Here is a 13,130-nt window from a genome sequence, read left to right on the forward strand (position 1 = left end):
GCATTTAGTCATTAAAACTCTAGTTATTTATTTCTAAAGTATTCCGGAAACAGGAGGTAATGTCAGAAAAATTAAATAAAAGGACTTACTGAGTAACCAGGTCATGACCCACCACATAATCGGTAAATTACTACAAGGGCGTTACCAAATTGTCCAAAGCCTGGGTGCAGGGGTGTTTGGACAAACATATATTGCTGTAGATGTAGATTATCCACAGAATCCCAAATGCGTTGTTAAGCAGATTAAAGTTAGCAATTATGAATCCGGCTACTTGGATTTGGAGATGCTGAGGTTACTGTTTCTGACTGAAACTGAAACCCTCAAGCTTTTGGGAAGCCATCACCAAATTCCTGAGTTTATCGACTGCTTTGAAGAAAACAAGCGATTTTATTTAGTCCAAGAGCGGATTGAAGGACATGCGCTGACTGCGGAATTACCTATTGATCAACAGTGGGGGTCTTTGTGGAGTGAAAGGGAAGTTGTAGAATTCCTGATAGATGTCTTAGGTATTTTGGAATTTGTTCACTCTCAAGGCGTTATTCATTGCGATATCAAGCCGGAAAACTTGATCAGACGCACTAGCGATTGCAAGTTAGTTATGATTGACTTTGGCTCAATCCAGTCTATCGATTTTGGCATAGGTGCAGAATTGCCGATTTATAGAATTCCCGTCACTTCATTAGGGTATATACCGCCAGAGCAATTTATTGGAAAAACACAGCCCAACAGTGATATTTATGCTTTGGGTATGATTGCCATCCAGGCTTTAACAGGGCTAGAACCACTACAATTAAAAGCTGATCCTTATACTAATGAAATTGTTTGGCGTTCTGAAAACACGCCAGTTAACGATTATCTCGCTGCTGTTCTCAGCCAAATGATTCGCTACGATTACCAAAACCGCTTCCAGTCTGCGAGTGAGGTACTGCGGGTACTCAAACAAATAATATGGGATCAGCCACCAGAAATATTAGAAGCAGATGATCAATTTCCTCTAGAGGCGGCGGTTGAAGATGATAATTCTCACAATCCTACATCTGGAAAATCATTCCCGTTATTCACAGGAATGAAAGTAGGACTGGCCGCTAATTCTTTATTGATGGGATTTAGTGTATATTCTTTAGTTAATACTGCACCTGCATACTCAGAAACAGACACTTTATCTCAAGCAAAAAAAGAATATCAAGCTGGGGATTTGCAAGAAGCGATCGCATTAGTTAAATCAATTCCCTCCCACAGCAATGTTTATCCAGAAGCGCAAGCTAAAATTGAAGAATGGCAAGACCAATGGCAAGTAGCTGCACAGCAATATCAAATAGCTCAAATAGCTTTTCATGAGAGCAAATGGTCAGATGTTCTTGAGGCTGCTGCTAAAATTCCAAATATTTTATATTGGCAATCTAAAACAGATAAACTAGTTCGGCAAGCTTCCATAAATATTGAAGTCCAGACGCAAGATTTATTAGCAAAAGCTTACGAAAGTGCCGAGATAAAAGATTTTTCTTCTGCATTACAATATCTGCGGCAAATTCCTAAAGAAAGTCGTGCAGGTGCTTTAGTTCAAGACAAGTTAGCTGAGTACAATCGAAAGCGCCAGATTAGAGCAGCCTACTTTTTACAGAAAGCCTATAAGAAAGCATCTATTAGTGATTTTAATCAGGCTGTAAAATTTCTCCAAAATATTCCCAACGATACTCTAGTTTATGCTCAAGCTCAAGTCAAATTGAATGAGTATACTCAAAAGCAACGTATACTGGCTAACAATCAAAAGGTAGCTTCTGCAAAAAGAACAAATTCATCCGTACCTAAAAACTCAGTAACTGAATATCTTCAAGAAGTAAATTATCTGCAAGAGGTGAATATTCGCTAGTTACAGCAATTTTTAGATGCATAGACTTGTTACATATAACAAACAATTTTTTATTGTCTATATATAAAAAGTATTTTTAATAATCCGTAATTACGAATTATGAATTATGAATTACGAATTATTAATGTACTAGGGTGCTGTCTGCGGTGGATTGGTGGAATTAGGCACTGGGATAATTGGCACAATTATAGGCTTTGGTTTCTCAGATTGCAGCTGAATCTGGGCTTGATTGCGAGCGTCTATTGCTTGTTGGTAATTAGGCTTGTATTTTATCGCTTGATCGTAAGATCCGATCGCATCTTGAAACCGTTTCAAATTTAGTAAAGCATTGCCCCTGCTATACCAGCTTTCAGAATGGTCTGGTTTATAACGGACTGCCTTATTATAAGACGCGATCGCATCTTCATATTTTTGCAAAATGTATTGCGAATTCCCCAGATTATACCAGAGTTGATAGTCGTTTTGCTTAAGTGTTGCTGCTTTGTTATAAGATTTTATTGCTTCTTCGTAGCGTTGGTTTTGATGCAGCGACCAACCCAGGTTATACCATGCTTGATAATTCCTAGGATTATATTTAATTACTTGGTTAAAAGATTCAATCGCTTCTGGATAACGTTGTAAATTGAGCAGTACATTACCTCTCGACAACCAAGCTTGATAATAATTTGGCTTGTATTGTACCGCTTTATCATAAGCGGTAAATGCATCTTTGTATCGTCGTATATTTACTAAAGAATTTCCGAAGTTATACCAAGCTTGATCGTAGTCTGGTTTTAAATCAACGACTTTTTCGTATGCTGCGATCGCTTCTTCATATCGGTTAGAATTTTGTAACGCTAATCCCTTTTTATACCAAGCTTCGTAATTATCTGGTTTAAATTCAATTGCTTTTTCATAAGATTTAATTGCTTGGTCATATTGGTTTAAATTACTTAAAGCTTCGCCCTTAGCATTCCAGATTTCCGAGTTTTCATTATTTAATTGTAAGGCTTTGTCAAAAGAGGCGATCGCTTCTTGATATCGCTGCAAATTTCCCAATACAAATCCTCGTCCACTCCAAGCTTCAAAATAATCTGGCTGAATTTGAATTGCTCTATCATATGCCGCTAGCGCCTCTTTGTATTTTTTTAATTTAGATAGAGTTTTGCCTTGACCATTCCAGGCTTGAGCATAATCTGGTCTAATATTCACGGCTTTTTCATATACTTCTAACGCATCTTGATAGCGTTGCAAATCAAACAGCGTACTTCCTTGCTTGGATAATTCTATGGCGTTATTTGAATTAATGTAATTTAAAATTAATATTGATGCTACTCCGCTGACTCCAATTAAAAATATTGTCAGTAAAATCTTCAACAATATACCTTTTTTCGGTTGATGTTTGTTTGTATTCTTTGCTGAAGAAATAGGAGTTAATGCAATTGTCTCAGCGGGTGGTTGTGTTAAATCTTTCACAGCTTGTAATGCTACCGTTGCCGAAGGATAGCGTTGTCGAAAATCGTAGCACACCATCTTATCTAAGAATTGAGCGAATTCTGGTGTTACCGTGGCTTGATTTTGCCAGATAATTTCATTAGTATCGGCATCTTTTACTATTTCCTCTGGTAATAATCCAGTCAGAGCTTGAATAGCAATTATTCCCACAGCATAGATATCACTGCTTAATTTTGGCGTACCATGAGCTTGTTCTCCAGGAATATATCCAGGCGTACCGATGGCAACGGTACCTTTAGTTGAGCCTTCGGGAGTGATCACCTGGGTAGTAATTTGTTTAACTGCACCAAAATCAATTAAGATTAATTTGCCATCTGGGTGCCGTCTGAGGATGTTTCGCGGATTGACATCACGGTGAATTACATTCTGTTGATGGACAAATTCTAAAATTGTCAAAAGTTCTTGTAAAAGTGAAATTACTTGGTCTTGACTGAGGGTTTTACCTGGAATTAATTCTTGACTCAGGTCATGACCTTCGATCAATTCCTGTACGAGATAGAATTCGGCGTTATCCTCAAAGTAAGCTAAAAGTTGGGGAATGCGATCGTGAGTTCCTAATTTATACAGAACTTGTGCTTCTGTATCAAATAAACGCCTAGCTGTCTCCAAAGTTGCCGGATCACTTGCCTGGGGTTTAAGTTTCTTAACGACACATGGAGGTGAACCGGGTAATTGGGTATCACTGGCCACAAAAGTTTCACCAAAACCCCCACCTCCCAAGTTACTAATAATTTGGTATCTTCCTACAAGAGTGTTTCCTAGCATCTCGTTTGCCTAGTTAAGTGCGATGCGATCTGATTTCAATCTTGCCACACGTTAAGGAGGATAGGGGGAGTGGGGAGTAGAGAGTAGGGAGTGGGGAGCAGAGGAGCAGATAGGAATATTTGGTGTTTCTTAATTATGAATTACGAATTACGTTAGCGTAGCGGGGCGAAGCCCATTATGAATTACAAATTAGTATGATTCCTATTAGTGATAATATCCGTTGCCGGACCAAACCGGTTATTAATTACTGGCTGATTGGTATTAATGTTGCCGTATTTTTATGGGAACTTCAACTAGAATTTAGTGGCGGGCTAGGTTATTTTGTTAATAGTTGGGGTTTGATTCCAGCGCAGATTAGTGGAGCAATTACAAATGCATTCTTCTTCAACAACTCTGCTGCTTGGATAATTGTAATTTGGCGAGCATTTTCATTATTTTTTGCAATATTTATACATGGTAGTTTTAGCCAGATATTAGGAAACCTGCTATTTTTGTGGGTTTTTGGCAAAACTGTTGAGAATATTTTGGGACATGGACGCTATTTAGGATTTTATCTAGCGGCTGGCGTAATGATAGGAGTAGTGCAAGTCCTGGCTGAACCGAGTTTGACAGTCCCATTGATTGGGGCGAATGGCGCGATCGCAGCTATTTTAGGAGCATATGTTATGAAGTTTCCTAAAGCAAAAATTGATACTATTTTGCCGCTAATAATCTTGTATATCCCCATCGAACTCCCAGCTTTTTTCTATATATTTTGGTGGTTTGTGCAACAATTATTTTATGGTATTGGTAGTTTAAATATTCCTCCCGTTGGCGTAAATCAATCGGGTGTTGTCTTCTGGGGGCAAGTTCTGGGATTATTGAGTGGTGCAGCTTTCATGCGTCTGAAGAGATGATTTATTACTAAATCACCGCTCGATGCAAAGCCTCTTATCGTCAGACATCGATCTGAATGTTAGAAGATATCTTTTGGCTAAAACTCCTATGTGCCTTTTGATGGATTGCGTTTTTTAGTTTAAAAATCCATACTGCTAATACTAGGGGATGCCTACTCTTCAAATCGGTATTGTTTAGTTATATAGCGGTGTATAAGATGCCAAATGTTGATAAAATTAACTTTAAAGTCACTGATGAATTAGCAGTTCTACGGCAGCGTGTAGCTGAGTTAGAGCGATCAGAAATATTTTATCAGCAAAGGCAAACAGCGCTGGAGGAGCAAGTAATAGAGCTAGAGAAAAAACTGGCACTTGCACTACAATATCCCCATATTCAAGCTGTTGAATATGATATCAAGTGGCATCTTGAACAAAAGACATCCACAGCTTTAAATGTGCCAACAGATGTAGCAGTCACTTTACAGCAACTCCAACAAGAAATTGCAGAGCGACAGCAGGTAGAAGCCTCCCTGAGGGAGAGTGAAGAACGGCTCAGGCTAGCCCTAGAGGTTTCCCAGATGGGCTTGTGGGATTGGAATATTGTTACTAATCAAGTCATCTGGTCTGAAAACTATGAAGTGCTTTTCGGTGTGCTACCGGGTAGTTTTGACGGCCCTTACGAAACGTTTCAGAAGTGCGTTTATCCTGAAGACAGGGAATCTGTGATGCAAGGGATCGCCTACGCTTTAGAACAAAAGACTGACTACAACGATGAATTTCGTATAGTTCGATCAGACCAAAGTACACATTGGATTTCTGCCAAGGGAAAATTTATCTATGACGATCGCGGACAAGCGGTACGAATGATTGGCGTTTGTATGGAAACTACTGTCTGCAAGCAAGCAGAAGAAAGTACTCGTGAACTCACAACCCAAGTGCAAGAACAGGCAAATATTTTAAATGCCATCCTCACCGCCTCAGTTGATCACATTTATATCTTTAATCGCAAAGGTTGCTATCAGTATGTCAGTCGTGATGCAGCTACGTTATTAGGCTTCAAGCCCCAGGATATTGTCGGAAAAACTTTGCAAGACCTGGATGTACCCGCAGACCTTATAGAACAGGTAGATAATCAACGACAAACTGTCATGAAAACTGGGCAGCCAATCAAGGATGAATGTAAATATGTTACTCCTGATGGCGTGCATTATTATGAATACATCCTCACACCATTACGAAATTCCGACCAAACTATTGAAGGCGTAATTACTGTTTCTCGTGATATTACCGAACACAAACGGGCAGAAAAAACATTACGCGAAAGTGAAGCCAGATTTCGGCGTTTGTTTGAATCCAACCTGATTGGGGTTGCTTTTTGGAATGTAGATGGCTTTATTCTTGATGCCAATGATGCCTTTCTCCAGCTAGCTGGCTACACTCGTGATGAGTTTGCCACCTTGGATAGAATTAATTGGAGAGAACTTACTCCTGTTGAATATAAGGATTTAGACGATCGCGCCCTTTTGGAACTGCAAACCACTGGAGTTTCCAAAATTTACGAAAAAGAATACATCCACCGCAACGGGAAGCGAGTCCCAATTGTTTTGGGGGTAGCCTTGTTAAATGACTCCAAGGATAATGGTGTGGCTTTTGTACTAGATATTACTGATCGCAAATCAGCCGAGAAAGAATGCGATCGCCTCCTCGAACGAGAAACCAAAGCACGCAAACAAGCAGAAATCGCCAACAAAATCAAAGATGAGTTTCTGGCGGTTCTCTCCCATGAACTACGAACCCCACTCAACTCCGTTTTGGGATGGTCGAAAATGTTGCGGACTCGCAAGTTTGATGAAAAAACCACTAACCACGCCTTAGAAACCATTGAACGCAACGCCAAGTTACAAACCCAGCTAATTGAAGATTTGTTGGATGTGTCTCGCATCCTCCAAGGAAAATTAAACTTAAATATCTGTCCAGTTAGCTTGGTAATGGTAGTTGAAGCAGCACTAGAGACAGTACAACTAGCAGCACAAGCTAAGTCAATTCAAATGAAGACTATATTTGATCCGACTTTGGAGCAAGTAATGGGCGATCCAAATCGGCTTCAGCAAGTTATATGGAATCTACTTTCCAATGCGGTAAAATTTACCCCAACAGGCGGACGGGTAGAAATTCGACTAATGCAAGTTGGTAACCAAGCTCAAATTAAGATCAGCGATACAGGTAAGGGAATTAGCTCAGAGTTTTTGCCTTATGTGTTCGATTACTTTCGCCAAGCTGATAGCACAACTACCCGGACATTTGGTGGATTAGGTTTAGGATTAGCGATCGTGCGTAAGGTTGTAGAGATGCATGGAGGAAAAGTTCAAGCCGAAAGTCCTGGAGAAGGATCAGGAACCACCTTCACTGTTGAGCTACCGCTTTTAGTCAGAAGTGAAGATGTTGGGCGTGAAAATAATCAGTTTTTAGATTGTGAGCCGGAATCCTCGCTCCTTTCGAATACACAAGTTTTGGTGGTGGACGATGAACCAGATATCCGCGACTTAGTGACCTTTATTTTGCAAGACTACGGTGTAGAAGTAACCGCCGTATCTTCCGCACAGGAAGCATTACAAGCGCTGTCTGAATCAATACCAGATGTTTTAATTAGCGATATTGGAATGCCAAAGACAGACGGTTATATGCTGATGCGTGAAGTGAGGGCGCGATCGCCTCAACAAGGAGGATTGGTACCAGCGATCGCTCTGACGGCTTATGCAGGCGAAATGAATCAGCAGCAAGCACTAGCAGCAGGATTTCAAATGCATATTTCTAAACCAGTAGATCCAGATGCATTGGTGAAAGCGATCGCTGATTTGATAAATTAGTCATTGGTCATTGGTCATTATGTGTTGGTATATACCGAGTGTTTCGTTGGCGAAAAAACTTTTTTATTAAAGGACTAATTTAAACCACGTTCCTTGTGGGCGTGGTATCTTGTCGACACAATGGCATTGTTAGTCGATGCAATCGCATTGTTAGTCGATACAATGCCATTGTTAGTCGATACAATCGCATTGTTAGTCGATGCAATGGCATTGTTAGTCGATGCAATGCCATTGTTAGTCGATGCAATGGCATTGTTCGTCGATGCAATCGCATTGTTCGTCGATACAATGCCATTGTTAGTCGATGCAATCGCATTGTTAGTCGATATCATAATTTCCCTTGCTACATTTTTCTACGGCGACAGTTCATTTAGGAATGTGAGACACCGCTAGCTCCAAAACGCGATCGCCCAAGTTTATACACTACTAACGGTACTGGTTATCCCTTTGAGAATCGCTATAAGATTAGAAAAAGGGTCTTCTACGTTTAGATGGAAATGACTGAGCAACGTGATGCTGACTCACCGTCAACTAATTCTCAGCAATTAAGTGAACCGACCAATGGAGCAACTACCAAATCGGTCGATAATTCCTGGACAAACCGCATTGGTAGTGTTTGGAATAAAGCAACAACACATCTAACGCAACTCCTACCCGTAGAACAACTGGCACAGACGGTTGTTGAATGGTTTAGCGTGAGCGAAACTCAGGTTGCAGAGATTTTAGAGAAAGTTCGAGCCGAACTGCCAACTACTGAAGCACTGCTGATTGGTAAACCCCAAGCCGGAAAAAGTTCAATTGTGCGGGGATTGACGGGAGTTTCTCCCGAAATTGTCGGTCAGGGATTTCGTCCTCACACGCAACACACCCAGCGCTATGCCTATCCTTCCAATGACCTGCCGTTACTGATTTTTACTGATACGGTGGGACTCGGTGATGTTAAACAAGATACTCAATTAATCATTCAGGAATTAGTTGGCGATTTAAAAAAGGAAACTCGTTCCGCCAGAATCTTGCTTCTGACGGTTAAAATCAATGATTTTGCAACTGACACGCTACGACAAATTGCTAAACAGCTGCGCCAGCAGTATCCAGACATTCCCTGTCTGTTGGTAGTTACCTGCTTGCACGAGGTTTATCCTCTCGATACCGTCGATCATCCCGCCTATCCACCAGATTATCAAGAAGTCAACCGCGCATTTGCCGCAATGCAGCAAGCCTTCGCAGGAATAACTGATCGCTCTGTACTAATTGACTTTACCTTAGAAGAAGATGGCTACACTCAGGTATTTTACGGCTTAGAAGCACTGCGAGATTCCTTAGCAGAACTACTCCCACAAGCAGAAGCGCAAGCGATTTATCAGCTATTAGATCAAGAAGAAACTGGGAAGCAACTTGGTAATCTTTACCGAGATGCTGCACGCCGCTATATTTTGCCATTTTCGATTATGTCTGCGACCCTTGCCGCTGTACCTCTGCCATTTGCCACAATGCCCGTACTAACTGCCTTGCAAGTATCAATGGTGGGACTGTTGGGTAAATTATATGGGCAGACAGTCACTCCATCTCAGGCGGGAGGTGTTGTGAGTGCGATTGCAGGTGGTTTTTTAGCACAGGCAATTGCGCGGGAATTAATTAAATTTATACCAGGATTTGGTAGTGCGATCGCAGCCTCTTGGGCAGCTGCCTATACCTGGGCACTAGGGGAAGCAGCCTGCGTTTACTTTGGTGATTTAATGGGAGGTAAGAAACCCGATCCCCAAAGAATTCAGTTGGTGATGCAAGAAGCGTTTCAAGCGGCGCAAGAACGCTTTAAGGGGATCAAACGTTAAAACTCAAGAATCCGTTTCTCAAAGCAAACTACTCAATGGATTTTCCACATAGCGCCCATAGGCTGCTATGGGTTGATAACTCGCAGATTCATATATAGCGGTTCCTATTCAGATGCGGTACAACATTACATCACGAGGTGTGGGGGCAGGCAGTGCCGTGCCCCTACGGGTGTACCTTGCTTGGACAGTCTTTGAAAACTCAGCAAATATTCAAGTGGGAATTGTAGCATTACTTGCGATCGCACCAAATAATGGTCGTGCTGAAATTGGTCATGTATGGTTTACTCCCGCAGTCCACAAAACTAAAGTCAACAGCTAGTACATTGTGGCGGAAATTTGCCTACCTTTACTTGTATGGGTTTTAGCTTGTCTCTCCCTCAAATATGTTTAAGTTAGGGAGAGGTTTATCGAACTCAGACTCTACACCTTCTCCTTTGCTGATGGCACAATGCCAAACTTATTTAAACCTGCATCGATTTCCCTAAGTGCTTTAAAATCCTCCTCTGGCAAAGGATAGCTACTACTGTTGAACAAACCCCCACTGACAGCAGGCTGCTTTTCCAAAAAAGAGAAAGCTTGGCGAAACTGATACGGTTTGGCTTTAATTGGTGAATCAAAGTGGCAGGGAATAATCCACTCGAAGTCCCAACTTGCAACTTTCTCAGCCCAGTCGATGGTTTCTTTTGGTGCGCGGTTCAGAATCAACGTTTGTAAAATTGGTGCGACAAACAAACGTCCATTCCCTTGCAGGGCCTCAAATGATCGCTGCCAATCTGGATGCCATTTAAAGGGATACAATCCAAAATAAGCTTTCCTTGAGCGTTCTGGTGCTTTCAAGGCATCTTGCAATACCTGACTCCATTGGGGGATATTTAGGGCGCTTGGTTGAAAGTACAAAGCAAACAACGAGATACGCTGCCAACCCTTACGGCGATTTGCCTGAATGTCTGCAACAATGTCAGAAGCACGATCCTTGGCATGAAATAGTAAAGGATATGGATCTAATAGGACGATCGCAGGTGGATCTTCTGGGATAGAAAGCACAGAATCTGTTACTAAAAGAGTATGCGATCGCTTGTGGAAAAAAGCAACTTCCGCAAACCGACCAGGGCCAAGCTCGATTGGGCCCAGCATCGCATAATCAAACTCGTCAGCAAAGGGTGTTTTGCTACTATCTTCTGGGAGTACTTGAGTTCGTTTCGGGGGTAAGCCAAGCCAGCTAAGGGGGAGATTTAGCGGGAAACTCCACTGATGGGGAGCTACAAACACCTGTGCAGTCGGAAAGTATCTGGCAAAGGGGCCGACGAAGACTTTGTGTTCTATACCGGAGATAGTTGGCAGGATGATGTACTTAACATTACCGTGTTCTGCTACCAACTCATTCACAAGCCGGATACACTCAGGGGTTGGTGCAACAGGCGCATAGACTAGAAGGCCCCCAGCTTCGAGCTTAACCACAGTCATGCGAATCGGTACAACAACGTAGAAAATCCCCTGAATCTGGTCAAAATTCCAGATTGTGTCCTTAACCACTTCTTTGCGGATTGTCTGTCGCCTGCCATATGGGTAGAGTGGTAGAACAGGCCATAATCTCCATGAAAAGTCTTTTGGATGTATCTGTTGTGTATTGACTATGCGTTCATCATCAGCCACTCTGCAACCCCCTCCAAATTCCCTGCTCAAATTGTTTTTATTTGCTATCCCCAAAGTTGGAGTTTAGCAAATTATTGAGATAATAATACTAATTCGTAATTCGTAATTCGTAATTCGTAATATCTTCTGTATAGTTGATTCACGATAAAAATTATGAGCAAATATAAAATTTTAAAACCTGATCAAAGTTATACTTTTAGTCAATACTTTTTGTTACCTAACCCAACAATAGATGTAGTAGCTGAGTTTGAGTACAGCGACGATCGCACAGAGCTACAATTACCAAGATACTTTGCTGATATTAGCTATTTAGAATTTTTACAAAATTACTTACAGCGCAATATAAAGCTTTTCAACCCGACGGCTGAGATATCAATTAGAGAATTTATGATTGCCCCTATCCTTGCTGAAATCTGCGCTCAAACAAAAGCTCAACTATATAATGAATATCCACTTCATGTAGATGGAAAATTTAAAGTTAGTTTGGATTATTACTTACATAAATCTAACTCCCTATTAGTGACTGAAGCAAAACAATCAGATATTAGAAGAGGCTTTACACAGGTAGCAGTAGAATTAAGCTGTTACGCATTTAATTTGTACATTTACCTAATGACTGATGACTGTTAACCATCAACAGTCAACAGTTAACAGTTAACGACCACAAGAGTGTTTATAGTTTTTTTGATAAGTGATTAGGCAGAGATGATATGACTTAAACAGACTCATGATACAGAGCAAGTAAATTGATTTATCGGGATTATTAATTTTTAATTTTTAATTTTGAATTCGGAGCGAAGCGACGTGACTCATTACATTTTAAAAGCCTCAAAAGAAACCGTTCATCTAGGTGGATTCTGCCATTTGCTAGAACCAGCACTCATTATTGACTCTGGAGATACAGTTGATGTGGAAACTTATAGTGGTTACTACGTTTACGACAAAGCACCACCTGAGTTTCTCACACCAGAATTTCTCGACATCTGCCAAAATCTTGTACCAGAACGCAAAATTGCTGGCGGGCCGCATTTACTCACAGGGCCAATTTATGTGCGCGATGCCGAACCAGGGGATGTTTTAGAAGTACAATTAGATGCGATCGCACCTAGTTTACCTGTCGGCTTTAATGCGATTCGTACAGGTTGGGGAGCTTTACCACATCAGTTTCCTGAACCTGCTTTGAGATTCATTCCTCTAGATTTAGCAAACAATATCGCTGAATTTCCGGCGGGTGCTGGCATCAAAATTCCCCTCAAACCGTTTTTTGGAATTCTTGGTGTAGCTACTCCAGAAACCTCTCGAACTTCTATCCCACCTGATTCTTACGGTGGTAATATCGACAACCGCGAACTACAAGCTGGTTCTCGTTTATTTTTGCCGATTTCTGTACCAGGTGCATTATTTTCTATTGGTGATGGGCATTCTGCACAGGGAGATGGCGAAGTAAATGTCACCGCCATTGAAACTTCCATGAACGGTAGAATTACCCTCAAACTTCGCAAGGATTTACAACTAACAACACCAATTGCGGAAACTCCAACCCATATCATTACAATGGGATTTGCTCAAACCTTAGATGAAGCCTTAGAACTGGCTTTGAAAAACATGATTGATTTTCTGGAACGCTTCACCAATTTATCACCAGAAGATGCTTATGTATTATGTAGTTTAGCTGTGAATTTCCACATTACTCAAGTTGTGAACAGTCCCCACAAAGGTGTGCATGGAATGCTACCTAAATCAATTTTTTCCAAGACGGTCAATTTGTAAGTTG

At 41.1% G+C, this 13,130-nt stretch carries 10 protein-coding genes; 8 read left to right on the forward strand and 2 right to left on the reverse strand.

Annotation, left to right across the window (positions count from 1 at the left end; genetic code table 11):
• Positions 1-103 precede the first annotated feature (103 nt).
• On the forward strand, positions 104-1,870 hold the full coding sequence (locus tag ACEYW6_RS18425) for a protein kinase domain-containing protein (RefSeq protein WP_412980863.1): 1,767 nt from the start codon (positions 104-106) through the stop codon (positions 1,868-1,870).
• 129 nt (positions 1,871-1,999) lie between these two features.
• Here ACEYW6_RS18425 and ACEYW6_RS18430 read toward each other — a convergent pair whose 3' ends face one another.
• On the reverse strand, positions 2,000-4,129 hold the full coding sequence (locus tag ACEYW6_RS18430; RefSeq protein WP_412980864.1) for a tetratricopeptide repeat protein: 2,130 nt from the start codon (positions 4,127-4,129) through the stop codon (positions 2,000-2,002).
• Between the two features lie 194 nt (positions 4,130-4,323).
• Here ACEYW6_RS18430 and ACEYW6_RS18435 point away from each other — a divergent pair, with 194 nt between their 5' ends.
• The 5 genes from ACEYW6_RS18435 (at position 4,324) to ACEYW6_RS18455 (ending at position 10,022) form a co-directional block, all read left to right on the forward strand.
• The gene (locus tag ACEYW6_RS18435; protein ID WP_412980865.1) at positions 4,324-5,025 is read left to right on the forward strand and encodes a rhomboid family intramembrane serine protease; all 702 of its coding nucleotides are present in this window, start codon (positions 4,324-4,326) and stop codon (positions 5,023-5,025) included.
• Positions 5,026-5,222: 197 nt separating this feature from the next.
• Complete coding sequence (locus tag ACEYW6_RS18440) at positions 5,223-7,871, forward strand: PAS domain S-box protein (protein WP_412980866.1); 2,649 nt, start codon at positions 5,223-5,225, stop codon at positions 7,869-7,871.
• A 120-nt stretch (positions 7,872-7,991) separates the two neighbouring features.
• Positions 7,992-8,264, forward strand: coding sequence for a hypothetical protein (locus ACEYW6_RS18445; protein WP_412980867.1), 273 nt, complete (start codon positions 7,992-7,994; stop codon positions 8,262-8,264).
• 104 nt (positions 8,265-8,368) lie between these two features.
• Positions 8,369-9,703: a GTPase family protein gene (locus ACEYW6_RS18450; RefSeq protein ID WP_412980868.1), complete on the forward strand. Its 1,335-nt coding sequence runs from the start codon at positions 8,369-8,371 to the stop codon at positions 9,701-9,703.
• A 112-nt stretch (positions 9,704-9,815) separates the two neighbouring features.
• Positions 9,816-10,022, forward strand: coding sequence for a hypothetical protein (locus ACEYW6_RS18455; RefSeq protein WP_412980869.1), 207 nt, complete (start codon positions 9,816-9,818; stop codon positions 10,020-10,022).
• 101 nt (positions 10,023-10,123) lie between these two features.
• On the opposite strand, the gene ACEYW6_RS18460 is transcribed toward ACEYW6_RS18455, so the two are convergent.
• Positions 10,124-11,356 carry a DUF4336 domain-containing protein gene (locus ACEYW6_RS18460; RefSeq protein ID WP_412980870.1) on the reverse strand — a complete coding sequence of 411 codons (1,233 nt, stop codon included), beginning with the start codon at positions 11,354-11,356 and terminating at the stop codon, positions 10,124-10,126.
• 153 nt (positions 11,357-11,509) lie between these two features.
• Between ACEYW6_RS18460 and ACEYW6_RS18465 the strand changes: the two genes are divergently transcribed.
• Positions 11,510-11,986 (forward strand): hypothetical protein, encoded by a 477-nt coding sequence (locus ACEYW6_RS18465; RefSeq protein WP_412980871.1) that lies wholly within the window; start codon positions 11,510-11,512, stop codon positions 11,984-11,986.
• Positions 11,987-12,160: 174 nt separating this feature from the next.
• The gene (locus ACEYW6_RS18470; protein ID WP_412980872.1) at positions 12,161-13,126 is read left to right on the forward strand and encodes an acetamidase/formamidase family protein; all 966 of its coding nucleotides are present in this window, start codon (positions 12,161-12,163) and stop codon (positions 13,124-13,126) included.
• Positions 13,127-13,130: the final 4 nt, after the last annotated feature.

It is taken from the genome of Nostoc sp. UIC 10607, from assembly GCF_047228265.1.
Taxonomy (GTDB): Bacteria; Cyanobacteriota; Cyanobacteriia; order Cyanobacteriales; family Nostocaceae; genus Nostoc; species Nostoc foliaceum_A.